This window comes from Sphaerisporangium sp. NPDC005289, from assembly GCF_040607455.1.
In the GTDB taxonomy this organism is placed as follows: Bacteria; Actinomycetota; Actinomycetes; order Streptosporangiales; family Streptosporangiaceae; genus Sphaerisporangium; species Sphaerisporangium rhizosphaerae.
Window position 1 is genome coordinate 12,974 of sequence record NZ_JBEXGS010000004.1, and the last position, 15,646, is coordinate 28,619.

General features: G+C 71.0%; 13 protein-coding genes. 8 read left to right on the forward strand and 5 right to left on the reverse strand.

The genetic code is table 11. From position 1 onward, the window contains the following. Nucleotides 1-58 precede the first annotated feature (58 nt). Nucleotides 59-706: a HEAT repeat domain-containing protein gene (locus ABZT47_RS08435; RefSeq protein ID WP_354837659.1), complete on the reverse strand. Its 648-nt coding sequence runs from the start codon at nt 704-706 to the stop codon at nt 59-61. 61 nt (nt 707-767) lie between these two features. Here ABZT47_RS08435 and ABZT47_RS08440 point away from each other — a divergent pair, with 61 nt between their 5' ends. Then, nucleotides 768-1,958, forward strand: a complete 1,191-nt coding sequence (locus ABZT47_RS08440) for a MarP family serine protease (RefSeq protein ID WP_354837661.1) — start codon at nt 768-770, stop codon at nt 1,956-1,958. A gap of 28 nt (nt 1,959-1,986) precedes the next feature. On the opposite strand, the gene ABZT47_RS08445 is transcribed toward ABZT47_RS08440, so the two are convergent. The 4 genes from ABZT47_RS08445 to acs all read right to left on the reverse strand — a co-directional run bounded on the left by ABZT47_RS08445 (nt 1,987) and on the right by acs (nt 6,544). Continuing rightward, the gene (locus tag ABZT47_RS08445) at nt 1,987-2,610 is read right to left on the reverse strand and encodes a DUF309 domain-containing protein (protein WP_354837663.1); all 624 of its coding nucleotides are present in this window, start codon (nt 2,608-2,610) and stop codon (nt 1,987-1,989) included. A gap of 44 nt (nt 2,611-2,654) precedes the next feature. Then, entirely contained in the window at nt 2,655-3,581 is a 927-nt protein-coding gene (locus ABZT47_RS08450; RefSeq protein ID WP_354837665.1) for an alpha/beta hydrolase, read from the reverse strand. Nucleotides 3,582-3,589: 8 nt separating this feature from the next. Further along, complete coding sequence (locus ABZT47_RS08455; protein ID WP_354837667.1) at nt 3,590-4,186, reverse strand: phage holin family protein; 597 nt, start codon at nt 4,184-4,186, stop codon at nt 3,590-3,592. A 381-nt stretch (nt 4,187-4,567) separates the two neighbouring features. After that, nucleotides 4,568-6,544 (reverse strand): acetate--CoA ligase, encoded by a 1,977-nt coding sequence (acs, locus tag ABZT47_RS08460; protein ID WP_354837669.1) that lies wholly within the window; start codon nt 6,542-6,544, stop codon nt 4,568-4,570. 407 nt (nt 6,545-6,951) lie between these two features. Between acs and ABZT47_RS08465 the strand changes: the two genes are divergently transcribed. The 7 genes from ABZT47_RS08465 (at nt 6,952) to ABZT47_RS08495 (ending at nt 15,514) form a co-directional block, all read left to right on the forward strand. After that, complete coding sequence (locus ABZT47_RS08465; RefSeq protein WP_354837671.1) at nt 6,952-7,881, forward strand: oxidoreductase; 930 nt, start codon at nt 6,952-6,954, stop codon at nt 7,879-7,881. 1,402 nt (nt 7,882-9,283) lie between these two features. Then, on the forward strand, nt 9,284-10,324 hold the full coding sequence (gene ssd / locus ABZT47_RS08470; RefSeq protein ID WP_354837673.1) for a septum site-determining protein Ssd: 1,041 nt from the start codon (nt 9,284-9,286) through the stop codon (nt 10,322-10,324). 193 nt (nt 10,325-10,517) lie between these two features. Continuing rightward, nucleotides 10,518-11,675, forward strand: coding sequence for a TadA family conjugal transfer-associated ATPase (locus ABZT47_RS08475; RefSeq protein WP_354837675.1), 1,158 nt, complete (start codon nt 10,518-10,520; stop codon nt 11,673-11,675). A gap of 150 nt (nt 11,676-11,825) precedes the next feature. Continuing rightward, nucleotides 11,826-12,461 carry a type II secretion system F family protein gene (locus ABZT47_RS08480; RefSeq protein WP_354837677.1) on the forward strand — a complete coding sequence of 212 codons (636 nt, stop codon included), beginning with the start codon at nt 11,826-11,828 and terminating at the stop codon, nt 12,459-12,461. Between the two features lie 618 nt (nt 12,462-13,079). Then, on the forward strand, nt 13,080-14,111 hold the full coding sequence (locus tag ABZT47_RS08485; RefSeq protein ID WP_354837679.1) for a type II secretion system F family protein: 1,032 nt from the start codon (nt 13,080-13,082) through the stop codon (nt 14,109-14,111). Nucleotides 14,112-14,718: 607 nt separating this feature from the next. Beyond that, nucleotides 14,719-15,015, forward strand: coding sequence for a DUF4244 domain-containing protein (locus ABZT47_RS08490; protein WP_354837681.1), 297 nt, complete (start codon nt 14,719-14,721; stop codon nt 15,013-15,015). Nucleotides 15,016-15,028: 13 nt separating this feature from the next. Next, nucleotides 15,029-15,514 carry a TadE family type IV pilus minor pilin gene (locus ABZT47_RS08495; protein WP_354838707.1) on the forward strand — a complete coding sequence of 162 codons (486 nt, stop codon included), beginning with the start codon at nt 15,029-15,031 and terminating at the stop codon, nt 15,512-15,514. The last annotated feature ends 132 nt before the right edge of the window (nt 15,515-15,646 follow it).

Consider the following 15,646-nt stretch of genomic DNA (forward strand, 5'->3'; position numbering starts at 1 on the left):
CCGGCCTCTGTGGGCCGTCCCAGCGGGAGCAGCGACGATCACGGCAGGATGGCGACGGTCACGGCAGGATGAGGCCCAGCGCCGCCCAGTCGGCGACGTCCTCGTCGGGGTCGGTGGCGAGCCGGCGGAGCGCCGCGAGCCCGGCCGGGTCCGGCGGACGGCCGACGACGTGCGACAACGCGTACGCCGCGCCGTAGCGGACGGTCGCGTCCTGATGCGTGGACAAGTCGATGACCGACGGGAGGGCTCGTCCGTCCCGCAGGTGCCCGAACGCGATCAGCACGGCGTGGAGCACGCGGACGTCGTCGTCCGAGGCGGCCAGGTAACGCAGGACCGACAGCGTCTTGTCGACGAAGGGCCGCAGCGGAGTGCCCAACTCGCCCAGGATGTCCACGCCCAGCACGCGCTCGACGCGGGAATCGCTCGCGCACAGCCTCCGGGCCTCGGTGAAGGTCTCGAGATCGCCTCGGGCGTGCAGCGCGTCCACGGCCTTCCACCTGCGGGGGCCGTCAGGGTCGTCGTCCTCCAGAGCGAGGGCGATCAGCTCATCGACGCCGAGTTTCGCCAGCTCCGGAGACACGCCCGCGTCCGCGCGCATCCAGCGGAGGTTGCGGACCCAGGATTGCGGCCTGCCGTCGGGCACGGTGGCGCCCGTGCCGGGGCGCCCGTCCGCTCGCCCGTCGTTCGACCCCCCGATCGATACCATGCCGCAACGATATCGAGCCAACGAGTGCACGGCTCGTGGCCGCGCTGGATACCGTTGAGGCGTGAGCGGCGATCTCCTCGATTTCATCCTGATTGTTCTCGTGATCGCCTTTGCCGTGTCCGGCTATCGGCAGGGGTTCATCATCGGGGCTTTCAGCTTCCTCGGCTTCGTCGGCGGGGGTGTCCTCGGGGTGTTGATCGCGCCGCCGATCGCGCACGCCGTCGTGAGCGCCTCCACCGAGCAGGCCCTGCTCGCCATAGTGATCGTCTTTCTCGGTGCGGTGATCGGCCAGTTCGCCTCCTCGACGATCGGCGCGGTCGTCCGCAGCCACGTCACCTGGGAGCCCGCCCGCACCGTGGACGCGCTCGGCGGCACCTTCACCAGCGCGCTGTCGGTCCTGATCATCGCCTGGCTGATCGGCTCGCTGCTCTCCGTCGCGCCCTTTCCGTGGCTCAACCAGCAGACCAACGGCTCGCTGCTCCTGCGGACCGTCGACGCGGCGATGCCCGAGAAGGCCAAGGAGTGGCAGCTCTCCTTCAAGGAGTTCGTCGACAACTCCGAGTTCCCGCAGGTGTTCAACGCCATCGGCGGCGGCACGTTCGTCGATGTGCCGCCGCCGGACGCCAGCGTGGTGCGCGGCCCACAGCTCCAGCGGGCCCGCCGGGCGATCGTCAAGGTGCAGGGGACGGCTCCCGCCTGCCGCAAGCTCATCGAGGGCACCGGCTTCGTCTTCGCGCCGCACCGCATCATGACCAACGCGCACGTGGTCGCCGGTGTCACCCAGGAGCTGCGGGTCACCGACGAGAACCGCATCAGGCACGACGCCCAGGTCGTCCTGTACAACCCCGACCGGGACATCGCCATCTTGTACGTCCCCGACCTGGACGTCCCGCCGCTGAAGTTCGACTTCACCGCCGAGGGCCAGGACGACGCGATCATCGCCGGTTTCCCGAAGGGCAAGGGCTTCACGACCCGGCCGGCCCGCATCCGCGTCAAGCAGAACGCGAAGGCCTCCGACATCTACTCGCGCAAGACGGTCACCCGCGAGGTGTACGCCATCCGGGGGCTGGTGCAGCCGGGCAACTCCGGCGGTCCGCTGCTCACCCCGACCGGCCAGGTCTACGGCGTGATCTTCGCGGCGGCGACCGACCAGCCGGACACCGGATACGCGCTGACCGCCGCCGAGGTGCGTCCCGACGCCGACGAGGGCAGCGCCTCGGTCGCCCGCGTCGACACCCAGGACTGCGACTGACCTCCCCGGCGCGAGGCCGGGCGATCTGTCAGGACCGGCCGGCGGGAGAGGCTCTGAAGGCGTCCGCGACCTGGGCGATGGCCTCGGCCGCAGGGGTCGCCGGATGCTCGGTGAGCTCGCGGGCGGCGCGCACCGCCGCGGTGAGGTCGACAGGACGACGGTGCGTGGCGGCGGTCCCGGCGTCGTACCGGGCGAGCCGGTCGGCGCCGCGGTCGAGCAGCGTGGCCGCGCCCCGGGTGTTGCCCCGCTGGAGGTGGGTCAGACCGACGCAGATCTGGGCCAGCCCCTGCCACAGCTCGCGCTCGTCCTGCGGACCGGTCTTCCAGCGCGCCTCCAGCACCTCGTGGGCGTGGAACGGGCGCTCCTCCACCAGGTAGGCGAGGGCGTCGGCGACGGCCCGTCCGGCGTCCGGGGCGTAGTCGTCGGGGACGCGCTCCACGCCCGGCGCGCCCTTGGGGAGCGGGCGGCCCAGCGCGTCACGCGGCCGGGCGTTGCGCGGCCGTCCCGCCGGATCCCGGTCCCGTCCCGCCGCGTCCGCGTCGCGGTCGGCCGGAGTCGTCTCTCGCGCGTCCGCGTCCGCGTCCGCGTCTGTGTCCGTGTGGGCGTGCGGGCCCGTGTGGTGGTCGTTCTGTCCCGTCTGGTGGCCGCTCACCGTCCGTCCCTCCTGGGTTTATGACCCCACAGTACGAAATATCGTCATCTGTCGGGTTCGGGGTCCTCCAGCCAGCCCAGCAGCTCGGCGTCGAACTGCTCAGGACGCTCCTCGTGCGGGAAATGTCCCACGCCCTCCAGCAGCCGCCAGCGGTACGGCGCGGCGACGTACCGGCTCGACCCCTGCGCGGTGCGCGGCGGCATGCAGGTGTCGAGCGCGCCGTGGAGCTGCAGCGTCGGCATCTCCAGCTCGGTGCGCATGAGCTTGCGATAACGCATGCCGTCCGGCCGCAGCTGGGAGCGGACGAACCAGCGGTGGTACTCAAGGGCGCAGTGGGCCACCGTGGGGATGCTGAAGGCGTCGCGGTAGGTCGCCGTGACCTCCTCCTGCAACCCGCCGGGACCCGACCACGCGTCGAGCAGCCGCCCCACCTGCGCGGCGCCGTGCTTGGTCAGCCGCCGCTCCGGAAGCAAGGGAAGCTGGTACCCCAGAAGGTGCCTGCCGGCCTTGGGCCGCCCGAACGGGTTGCCGAGGACGGCTTGCCGCAGCCGCAGCGGGTGCGGGGCGGACACGGTGACCAGACGGTGCACGACCTTCGGGTCGGTCGCGCCCATGGTCCACGCCACCAGGCCGCCCCAGTCGTGGCCGACGACCACGGCGCACGTCTCGCCGAGCGCGCGGATCAGCCCGGCCATGCTCCCGGCGAGCGAGGGCAGGTCGTACCCCCGGGGCGGCTTGTCGCTGGCGCCGTACCCCCGCAGGTCCACCGCGACGGCCCGGTACCCGGCCCCGGCCAGGGACTCCAGCTGGTGCCGCCAGGTCCACCAGAACTGCGGGAAGCCGTGCAGCAACAGCACCAGCGGCCCCTCGCCGGCCTCCACGACGTGGAACATGCCGTTGCCCGCATGGACGGAACGATGGGTCCAGGGCCCGGGGATGCGGGCCAGCGACTCGTCGGGACGTGCGCTCATGGCCGGACTCACGGGTTCGGGCTCGTGCGCCCGGGGTCGAGGTCGCCGGCGGCCGGGCCGTCCGAGGACCCGGTGGACGTCCCCGCCGGGCCGCCGGACGCCGCGGCCGACGAGCCGGCCAGCGGCACGCGGTGGTGGCCCACCTCGCCCGCCGTCGGGCCGCGATACGGCTCGGGCACCGGTCGGGAAGGGGAGGCGAGCGGGACGGCGGGCTCGTCCCCGTCGGGCCTGGCGACGTCCTTGAGGCCCTTCAGGCTGCGCGCGGTGCGTTTCATGCCGGTGAGACCCTTGAGCCTGCGGTAGCCCACGAAGGCGAGCAGCAGCGCCACGACGAGGTAGAACACCGTCACGATCGTGAACGCCAGCCACTGCATCATCCCGAGCTGCACCAGCCCGTAGGCGATCGCGAACGAGGCGAGGATCAGGCACAGATGCAGCATGAAGGCGGCCACACCGAACAGCCCGGCCGCCGTGCCGACCCGTTTGGCGTCGAACTTGAGCTCGGCCTTCGCCAGCTCGATCTCCGAGCGGACCAGGGTCGAAATGTGGTGGCTCGCCTGGGCGACGAGAGCGCCGAGCGATTCCTCCTCGGGCGGAGCGGCCATGTCTGCTCTCCTATCGGATGTTGCGGTCACATTCATCCTGCGTGATGTTCATCGTCCCGCCTCGCCGTCCGATTCGCCGCATCGGACTCGCCCGTGTTCGCCGCATCGGACTCGCCCGTGCGCGCGAACCCCCGCGGTATCGAACATGCCGGGTACTTCCCCGATCAGGAGAACGCATGACCTCGCGGGCACCGCGACCCGGCCCACCGTGGGCCTGATCCAGTGGCCTTCAGGCCCCGGAACGCCGCGGGTAGCGGCCCGGCGGCCTTCCGGCCTGGAACGCCGCGGGTGCGGACCGGCGGTCTGCGCGACCGGATCGATCCGCACCCTTCAGGCGATCATCCGTGGACGATGGGCGTTCCGTGGACTTCGGACCGCCGATCAGTCCTCGCTCGACGTGGACGGCAGCTTCTCGGAGATCAGCTTCATCACCGAGCTGTCGGCCAGGGTGGTGACGTCGCCGATGCTGCGGTTCTCCGCCACGTCGCGGAGCAGGCGGCGCATGATCTTGCCGGACCGGGTCTTGGGAAGCTCGGGGACGACCATGATCTGACGCGGCTTGGCGATCGGCCCGAGCGCCTTGGCCACGTGGTCGCGCAGCTCCTTGGCGATGTCGGCGCTCTCCTCCGCGCTGCCGCGCAGGATGACGAACGCCACGATGGCCTGACCGGTGATCGGGTCCGTGGCGCCCACCACCGCCGCCTCGGCCACCTTGGGGTGGGACACCAGCGCCGACTCCACCTCGGTGGTGGAGATGTTGTGACCGGACACCAGCATGACGTCGTCGACCCGGCCGAGCAGCCACAGGTCGCCGTCCTCGTCGCGCTTGGCGCCGTCCCCGGGGAAGTACATCCCCTCGAAGCGGGACCAGTAGGTGTCGACGTAGCGCTTCTCATCACCCCAGATGCCGCGGAGCATCGACGGCCACGGCTCGCGGATCACCAGGAACCCGCCCCCGCCGTCCGGCACCGACTGTGCCTGGTCGTCCACGACGTCGGCCACCACGCCCGGCAGCGGGCGCATGGCGGCGCCGGGCTTGCCGGAGGTCACACCGGGCAGCGGGCTGATCATGATGGCGCCGGTCTCGGTCTGCCACCAGGTGTCCACGACCGGGCAGCGGTCGCCGCCGATGTGCTCGCGGTACCAGACGTAGGCCTCGGGGTTGATCGGCTCGCCGACGGACCCCAGGACGCGCAGGGACGACATGTCGTACTTGGCGGGGATGTCGTCGCCCCACTTCATGAACGTGCGGATCGCGGTGGGCGCGGTGTAGAGGATCGTCACGCCGTACTTCTGCACGATCTCCCAGAAGCGGCCCCTGTGCGGGGTGTCGGGGGTGCCCTCGTAGATCACGCTGGTCGCGCCGTTGGCGAGCGGGCCGTACACGATGTAGGAGTGTCCGGTCACCCAGCCGATGTCCGCCGTGCACCAGTAGATGTCGGACTCGGGCTTCAGGTCGAACACCGCGTGGTGGGTCCAGGCCGTCTGCGTGAGATAGCCGCCCGTGGTGTGCAGGATGCCCTTCGGCTTCCCGGTCGTGCCGCTGGTGTAAAGGATGTACAGAGGGTCCTCGGCGTCGTGCTGCGCCGGCTCGTGCTCGTCGCTCTGGCGGTCGACGATGTCATGCCACCAGATGTCCTTGTCGGTCACCTGGACGTCCTGGCCCGTCCGGCGCACGACGAGCACGTGCTCGATGCCCGGGCACTCGGCGACGGCCTCGTCCACGGTGGGCTTGAGCGCGCTCGGCGCCCCGCGACGGTAACCGCCGTCGGCGGTGATGACCAGCTTGGCGTCGGCGTCCTGGATGCGCCCGCTGAGCGCCGTGGCCGAGAAACCGCCGAAGACCACCGAGTGGACCGCGCCGATGCGCGCGCACGCGAGCATCGCGATCGGCAGCTCGGGGATCATCGGCATGTAGATCGCGACGCGGTCGCCCTTGCCCACGCCCAGCTCGGTCAGGGCGTTGGCCGCCTTGCTCACCTCGCGCAGCAGGTCGGCGTAGGTCAGCGTGCGCGTGTCGCCGTCCGGCTCGCCCTCCCAGTGGTAGGCGACCTTGTCACCGCGGCCGGCCTCGACGTGCCGGTCGACGCAGTTGTAGGCGACGTTCAGCGTGCCGCCCAGGAACCACTTGGCGAAGGGAGGATTCCACTCGAGGGTCGTCTCCCAGCGCCGCCCCCAACTCAGCCGGTCGGCCGCCCGCTCCCAGAAGCCGAGACGGTCGTTCGCCGCCTCGTCGTAGGCGTCGGCCGTCACGTTCGCAGACGAGGCGAGGTCCGCCGGCGGCGCGAAGCGCCGGCTCTCGTGCAGCAGGTTCGACAGAGTCTCCTGGGTCTCGCGACCAGGGGTTTCCGGGGCCACAACGTACTCCTTCACATGGCCTGGCTCGATTGGGCTGGGTCCCACTTCACCAGTCCCGAGGTGGCGGGACAAGGGGGGACGGACCGGCGAAGCCCGTCGGCGGTCACCTCCACCGTGGTTCACAACGGGCTTTACATGCGGTCACAAAAGCTGCGGATTCGTTGTGGAAATGATATCCAACAATAAAAGTGGAGAGCACAGAAGGCCCATTCGCGGCATGCTCGTTGAACGGTGTGAACCACGCGCCGAACGGCACCCCCATTCGCCGGCGGCGCGCGCCGGGGACGCCATTGACGACGCCGTGAACCTCCGCCCGCTCCGCCGGGCGCGACCTGAACTCCCCTTGACCCGCCGTTGACCTTCACCGCCGTACGCCCGCATCGTACTCGCCGGTAGGGTCGGGAGGCGTGAGCGACCCACTGGCTGTCATCGCCGGGCTGCCCGGCGTCCCGGACGCCGTCCAGAGCGCCCGGTCGGCCGTCGACCGGCTGTACGGGCACCGCGTGCTGCGCCGCCGCGGCCCCGAGGTGTCCGCGGAGTCCGCCCTGCGCGGCGCGCGCGCCTCCGCCGCGCTCGAAGGCGCCGACGTCGCGCTGGAGACGCTGCGGTCGGGCGAGGCCGAGTCCCTCGTCGCGGCAGGGGCGCTGCGCGCGTCCGCCGAGATCGGACGCCTGGGCGCCACCTGGAGAACGGCGCCGCGGCAGGTCCTCGCCCGCCTTCACGCGCTGGCCGCCGTCGGCATCATCCCGGACCCGCTGCTCGGCCGCCCGCGTACGGGCGCCTCCTCCGGCACCCGGTCGGCGACCGATCCCGGCGCGCACCGCGACGAGCAGGCTGTCGGCCGCACTCACCCTGACGCCGCCGGCGCGGTCATCCCGGATCCCGGCGCTGACGCCGGTGACGCCGCTGACGTGGACCGTCCGGGCTCGGCCACGGACGTCCTCGGTATCGGCCCGGCTCCGGGCGTCGCGGCCGCGGCCGCGCGTCTCACCTCGCTGGTCGTGTTGATCACGACGCCGACCAGGGCCCCGGCGCTGGTGCTGGCCGCTGTCGTGCACGCCGAGCTGGCCGCGGTCCGGCCCTTCGGGACCGCGGACGGCCTGGTGGCGCGTGCGGCCGAGCGGCTCACGCTCGTGGAGTTCGGGCTGGACCCCAAGTCGCTGGTGGCGGTCGAGGTCGGGCACCACGATCTCGCGGACGCGTACGCCGAGAGCCTGCGGGGCTACCTCAAGGGCACCGGCGAGGGCGTGGCGGCCTGGGTGCGGCACTGTGCCGCCGCCGTGGAGGTCGGCGCCCGCGAGGCCACGGCCATCTGTGAGGCCCTTCAACGAGGCTGAGCCTCACCGGTGTCGCATCGCCTCGCCCGAGCCGTGATGGGGTCAGGTGCACCGGATCCAGATCACCGGACGGGCTCCGCTGCGCGGCCGGCCGGACGCGGCTCGCGAGACGCGGATCGCCGGCCTGCGACGGCCGGGGACGGCCGGCTGGAGAGCGCCGCGACTACCGCGAGATCCTACGAGAATCGACGAGGTCGAACGAAAAAATCTTCCTCGTCTGCCCGAACCGATGAAATTCTTGCGCTGAAACGAACAAGACGGGCGAGGTTTTACGGTCGGTACGGCGAGGGGGATACGGCTCCGGACAGAAGCGAACGGCGCCCCTGGTCTGGGACGCCGCCGCCAGTGCGCCACACCGGGTTACCAAGCGTGCACCTCAAATCGTCGTAGCGGGTCAAGCCCGTCTCGACGCGCCTCCCGCGGCTGGTCGCGCGTGGGTACCCGGTGGTCGCACTCGAACACTCAGTCCGTGCAACCTTTCTACGTCGGATCCCGCCTGATGGGAACCCCTTGGAGCAAGACCTTTACCGACCTTCGCTTGTCCGGGCGCCGAACCGGCGCGCATCCGAGCATGCCGCGAACGGGGCTCGCCGCGCTGTCCCGAAGATCCTGACAGCCGGATGTGAAGGCCTTTCGATCACCGCCCGTGATCGGTCTCTCTCGGGACGTTTTCCGCATACTTGTAGTAGCCGATCCGCTACGGCGGAAAAAAACTCGCGGAAATCAGAGATTGCTCCTCGACGGAACTTGAGTTCATCGGGCACCATACGTTGGTGTCCACATGGCTGTGGCGTTGGTTCAAGGGTAAGATTTTTGCAGTCCCTTGCCACGCTGTGGTCGGCGATGAAAGCTTTCTTCTAAAACGGGACCGGCTCTACCCCCCCGGAGCCGGACCGGTTGGCGACCCCCGCTCTCCCCCCCCGGCGGGGGTCGCCCTTTTCTCCTCCATCCCTGCCGCCGCGCAGAGCTTTCCCCCGGGCGACCCGGCTTCCTCTTTCGCCACCGCGCACCCCCGCCTCAGGACGGCAGGAGCACCTACCGGTGCCGCCGGCCCGCACCGACAGCGCGGTGTGGCCAGGCCAGCGGTGGGCGAGGCACGTGTCGAGGGAGCAAGGACTCCCCCAAGCAACTCGAAGCGGTTGCACGGGACGCCCTGCGACGAACGCCATGCGAACGCTGACAGGAGCAGCGAGGGGCATCCGGCGGCGTCCAGCGCTGCAATGGCTCCACGCGATGGCGATGCTGGGATGCCCATCGGGGGCCACGGCGGCCGGGCCGCCGGCCTCGGCTTCTCCCGTCTCGCTCGCAGGTCAGAGGGTTATCCACAGAACGCCGTTCGCTCCCATGGGCGATGTGGCCGGTCCTGGAAGGTGGTGGCCTCAGACGACAGGGAGGCCACCCCATGCCCCGCCCATTGGTGATCACCGAAGATCAAGATCTGCTGGACGATCTCCTGCGGGTCGCGGCCGCCGCCGGTGTGGAGATCGACGTCGCACACGCCGCGACGCATGCCCGGCCTTACTGGCAGCGCGCCCCGCTCGTCGTCGTGGGCGCGGACGCGGCCGACGCCCTGGCCGCGACCGGGCCACCGCAGCGGCAGGGCGTGCTCCTCGTGACCAGGGCGTGCGACGATCCCGCCGTCTGGCGACGATGCGTGGCCGTGGGCGCCAAGGCGGTTCTGGAACTGCCGCAGGCCGAGCGGCGACTGGTGGACGAGTTCGCCGAGGCGTCAGAGCCGGTGATCAGGGCCGGTGAGACGGTCTGCGTCATCGGCGGCAGCGGCGGCGCCGGCGCCAGCGTGCTGGCGGCTTCCCTGGCCCTCACCGGAGCGCGACGCGGCATGCGCACGCTCCTCGTGGACGCCGACCCGCTCGGCGGCGGCATCGACGTCATCCTCGGCCAAGAGCACGCCATCGGCGCACGCTGGCCCGACATCGTCGAGCGTGAGGGCCGGGTGAGCTTCACGGCCCTGCAAGCCGCCCTGCCGACGATGGGCGAGCTCACCGTGCTGTCGTGGCATCGCGGGGAGTCCCCACCCATCCCCGCGGAGGCCATGCGGGCCGTCCTGGAGGCCGCGCACAGAGGGTGCGATCTCATCGTCGTCGACCTCCCGCGACATGTCGGGCCCGCGGCAGGCGAGGCGCTCTCGCGAGCGGGGTCCACCCTGCTGCTCGTGCCCGCGGACGTGCGAGGCGTGCTTTCCGCCTCGCAACTCCTGATCGAGATCAGCCGGCACACCTCGGACATCGGCGTCGTGGCGCGCGACGGCGTCCTGCTCCCCGAGGTGATCACCCGCTCCCTCGGCGTGTCCTGTGTCGGGGTTCTCGAAGACCAGCGCGGCCTCGCCGACGTCCTCAACCGCGGCGACGCCCCACCCCTCGGCGACCGCACTCCTCTCGGCCGCTTCTGCGCCGACTTCCTCACCACCCTGGAGCCCCGATGACCCCTCACCCCACCCCATCCACAGGCCCCACCGCGTCCATCGGCTCCACCGGCTCCACCGGCTCCACCGGCTCCAAGGAATCCATTCGCCCCACCGGGTCCATTCCCCCCACCCCGTTCATATCTCGCCCCATCCCGTCCACTCCTCAGCCACCCACACCCGTCACGCCCTCCCTGACCGCGGACACCCGCCGATGAATCGTCTGGTGGTGTCCCCTGACCTGGTAGAGGCCGTCCGGGTGCGTCTCGCCCGCACGGGCGCCCAGCCCTCGGCCGCCCAGGTGGCCGCCGCGCTCCGAGCCGAGCACGCGGTGCTGGGGGACGCCGAAGTCCTCGAGGTCGCCCGTGCTCTGAGGGCCGATCTCATCGGCGCCGGGCCGCTCGAGCCCTTGCTGGCCGAACCGGAGGTCACCGATGTGCTGGTCAACGGCGCTCGCAACGTCTGGATCGACGCCGGTGACGGCCTGCGGCGCACCTCGGTCGTCTTCCCCGGCGACGACGAGGTGCGCAGGCTCGCCCAGAGGCTGGCCGCAGCCGCGGGCAGGCGCCTGGACGACGCCTGCCCCTACGTCGACGCCCGTCTGCCGGGCGGCGTACGCCTGCACGCGATCCTGCCGCCGGTGGCCTCCGACGGCACGTGCCTGTCCCTCCGGCTCCCGCCCCGCAGGTCCTTCACCCTGGAAGAACTGGTTCCAGGCCCTGGGGCCGCGGCGGTGCGCGCGATCGTGGTCTCCCGGCTGGCCTTCCTCGTGACGGGTGGAACTGGTACTGGAAAAACCACACTTTTGTCCGGAATGCTTTCCCTGGCTCATCCTGGCGAGCGGTTGATCCTGGTCGAGGACTCCTCGGAGCTGCGGCCGATCCACCCGCATGTCGTCCGGCTGGAGACCAGGCCGGCCAACCTGGAAGGGGCCGGCGGCGTAGGCCTCCGCGACCTGGTCCGGCAGGCCCTTCGCATGCGCCCGGACCGCTTGGTCGTAGGAGAGGTGCGCGGCGCTGAGGTCGTCGACCTCCTTGCCGCGCTCAACACCGGCCACGACGGTGGTTGTGGAACTCTGCACGCGAACAACCCCGCCGATGTGCCCGCCCGGCTGGAAGCGCTCGCCTGTGCCGCCGGGCTTTCGAGGGAGGCCGTCCACAGCCAGATCGCCGCGGCCCTCGACGCCGTGATCCACCTCGTCCGCGACGCCGGTGGCGGACGCCGCAGAGTCGCCGAGATATGCCTCATGGAACGCGAGTCGTCGGGCCTCGTCCGCGTCGTCCCCGCCCTCACGTTCCCCGCCAACGGCCCACCCCAACACGGCCCGGCGCTGCCCGCGCTCCTCGCCCGCGCTCCTCATGTCCTCCAATGACCCCGTTCTCCCGCCCCACCGCCGAGTTCCGAGCCCTTCTGGGCGGCGAGCAGGAGGAGATGTTCGATGCTCGTGGTCGCCGTCGCTTTGATCGCTGTGGCAGTGGGGGTTTGGACGAGCCCTGACGCCGCGACCGTTCGGCTGCTCGCCTTGACACGTCCCCGAGACCAGGCGCGATGGGCGAGCATCGCCCGGTTGTCGCGTGTCGCCCTCCGGCGAAGTCCCACACGGCAGGCCGCCGCATGGAGAAGGTCCTCGATCGAGCTGAGTCAGGCTCTGGTCGCCGAGCTGGCGACGGGGCGGCCGCCGGGAGACGCGCTGGCGCGGGCGGTGTCCTGTCTCGTCCTGCCCGATCCCACCGCCCTTCGTCCTGTCATCGCCATAGCCCGCGACGGTGGTGACGTGGCCTCGGCTCTCGAGCGAGCCGCTCCTGATCACGGTGGAGAAGGTCTGGTGCGCCTCGCGGCCTGCTGGCGCGTCAGCCAGACGTCGGGCGCGGGGTTGACCGCTCTCGTGGAAAGGGTGGGCTGCTCTCTGCGGGAGGCCGAGGCGCACCGTTCTGAGGTCACGGCCCAACTGGCCGGTCCGCGTTCCACCGCTCGGCTGCTCGCAGGGCTTCCCTTGCTCGGAATCCTGCTCGCGGCCGGGCTGGGGCTGCGTCCGCTGGACTTCTTGCTCGGCGGCCCGGCCGGCGTGGCATGTCTCGGCGCCGGTGGGCTGCTGGACATCGCGGGCCTGTGGTGGATGAACCGGCTCGTCTCCCACGCCCAAGAGCGGGGCACATGATCGTGAACCAGACAGACACGTGTCCACGCGACGGCCGTGCGACTGCTGATGATCATTTAGTGATGGCGGTTCATGCAGGGCCGTCTGTGCAGGTAAGGCCCTGCCTAGTGCGGTGACCACGTACGTTCACCGGGCGCGGCTCTCCACCCCGGCCATGTGCTGCAGTGATCGGCGCCGGGTCGGCGGGTCGTGGTACGGCGATGGCGGTTCATGCAGGGCCGTCTGTGCAGGTAGGGCCTACCTAGGGCGGCGAGCACATACGTTCACCGGGCGCGGCTCTCCATCCCCGGCCACGTGCCGCAGTGATCGGCGCCGGGTCGGCGGGTCGTGGTACGGCGATGCCGGCGCCTGCCACGGCGCCCGAGCCGGTGAACGTTTGTGGACAGCGCGTTAGCGGCTGACATCGCGCATTCGAGTTCAGTGACTGGTCCGACGCACTGGTTCGACGACGTGTACGCGCCCCGAGCGGGGACGGTGAGCTCCAGCACACACCAGCACCGCTCCGACGACACCCGCGCCTTTGAACCAGCTCAAGGCGATGAACCAGGCGGGGCTGTTCCGTGAGATGAGTGCCCGCCCTGTCCGTCCGGTCCCACAACAGGAAGGCTCGGAGGACTCATGAGCATCTTGCTCGCTACCGGCCTCGTCGGGTTCTCCGCGTGGCTCTGGTTGACCCCGTGGGATCCGGGCGAGCGTCTGGCCAAGATCCGCATGTTCCGCATGCGGCTCGACGCGGAGGCACGCCCTGAGCAGCATGGCTGCGACACGCGAGCGAGGGTGCATGCGAGCGCTCGACCGCCGTACGAGCCGGCGCGGGCCGGACGCTCCCATGCGGCGCCCGTCTACAGAGGCAGAGGCGGCAGCGAACGCCTGGGCGGCCTTGCACATACAGGAGGCGGCGAACGCTGGGGCGATGTCGATCGCCCGGCGGGAGTCAAGCATTCGAGCGCTGTTGAGCGCCTCGACGGCATCAACGGCGTGTCGGGCGTCTTCGCCTCTGGTGGTGCTTCCGGGCTGAGGGGGCGGTTCGCCAGATACGGCCTCGGCGCATACACGTTCCGGAAGGCGCTGCCGCCGATCTTGGTCGCGACCGGAGGCATCGCGCTCGTCGGTGGCGTGCCCGGAGTGGTGTGCGGAGTCGGCGGGGGTGTGCTGACGCTGGTGATCGGTCACCGCGCGGAACCCCGCGAGGCGCGCCGGCGCCGGGCGCGGATCACGGCCGATCTTCCGTTCGCGGTCGATCTCATGGTGGCCTGTCTGCGGGCGGGCCGGCCGGTGAGCGCCGCGGTGCAGACGGCCGCGAACGCGATCGGTGGTCCGCTCGGCGAGCGCCTGGCATGGGTGAACGGCCAGCTGCGGCTTGGTGCCCGCCCTGAGGATGCCTGGTCGGCGCTGGAGAAGGACCGGCCACTGGCGGCGATGGCGCGTGGCATGGTCCGCGCGGCCCTCAGCGGGGCGCCGGTGGCCGATGTGCTGTCCAGACTCGCGGATGACGCGCGGCAGGACGCCCGGGCCGCCTCCTCCGCTGCGGCTCGACGGGTGGGCGTTCAGGCGGTCGCGCCTCTCGGACTGTGTTTCCTGCCGGCCTTCGTGCTCGTGGGAGTTATCCCAGTGGTCGCGGGTCTGGCAGGTCAGGTCTTCGGCCGCTGACCGCCGCTGACCGGTCGATGAGCGGCTGATGGGCGCCGACGATCGGCCGACGACCGGCGGGCGACGAGCGAGATCAGACCCGTGGCATCGGCGCTCACCGCCGATGTCACGAGGACATCGGGATGACCCGCCGATCGGGCCGGTCACTTCCCTATCGCGCACCCCGGCGGGTACGAGCTGGAACCAGCCCAGGCGACGGCCGCCCGGCCCGGCGGCACGCCTCTGCAGATGCCGTTTGCCGTGGCCCACGTGAGCCGCCTCGCCAGTCCTGGCCGTCGCGAGGCGTCACGGACGTGAGCCCTCCAGTCGTGGTGAGCGGCGAACCGTCCACAGCCTCGGGACGGAGCTCGGACGAAGCGCCGATGGTCGGTACGCAGGCTCGGGCGGCATGGCGGCTGTCCGTGCATAGGTCGAAATGAATGGCATCTCCGCAGTAGGGCCTGGCATCGGCCGACTTATCCACAGGCTTGGCGCGGGATCGGTTGGGTTGTCCACAGAATGGCGTTCGGCCCAGAAGTTGCCCCCTCTGCTCGGCGAAGCTGTCCTCGCTGGTCAAGGTCCGGGTGGTCACCCACACGGCGACGATGACGACTTAAGGGGAGGTCCGATGCGCAGGTGGATCCGTCGACGGGGGCGGCACGCGCTCAAGGTCATTCGGGACGGAAAGGGGGCAGGGCTGCATCACCGCTTCCAGCGGCTGCGGGTGCGCGTTCAAACCTCCGCGAGCACGCGCGTCAAGCTGGCCCGCATGCGAGCGCAGGCAGGGATGTCCACCGCGGAGTACGCGGTGGGCACGATCGCCGCATGTGCCTTCGCGGGCCTCCTGTTCAAAATCGTCAGCAGTCCCGAGGTGCGGAAGATGCTGTCCGACATCATCAGCCGGGCCCTCAGACTCGCGGGATGAACCGGTGGCCCACGTGGACATAGCGGAATCGGGGCGGACGCGGAGGCGGAGGTGGCGGTCACGGCGGAGGCGGGGGACAGGACGTCCGGGTTTCCCGCGGTCTGAGTCCGAGTCGGGGTCGGTCACGGCGGAGACGGCCGTCGCGCTCCCATCGCTGGCCCTGGTGCTGGGAGCGGCTCTCTGGGCCATCGCCGCGGTCGGTGCTCGACTCGAATGTGTCGATGCGGCACGGGCCGGCGCCAGGGCGGCCGCCCGCGGCGAGGCACTGGAGGTCGTTCGGCGATTCGCCGGCCGTGCGGCTCCTCCAGGTGCGGTCGTCTCGATCACCCGCGACGCGGAGCTGAGCCGGGTGACCGTTTCCGCCACCATCCGCCCGAGCTGGGCCGTCGGAATGCCGCCGGTCCACGTGGCCGCCACCGCGACCTCCGCCACCGAGGGGGGAGTCGACGACTTGATCACGGAAGCACGACAGGCGCCGACCGGTGTTGAGCCTGAGTGACGGCACCCCGCCGACGCCCTGAGAACAGCAGAGACCCCCCGGAACCGCCGAAGCACTCCGCCTGCCCATGACACCAGGCCACCGCCTCACGCCACCGAACAAGCACCGGCTCATGACAGCAGGCCGAGGTCT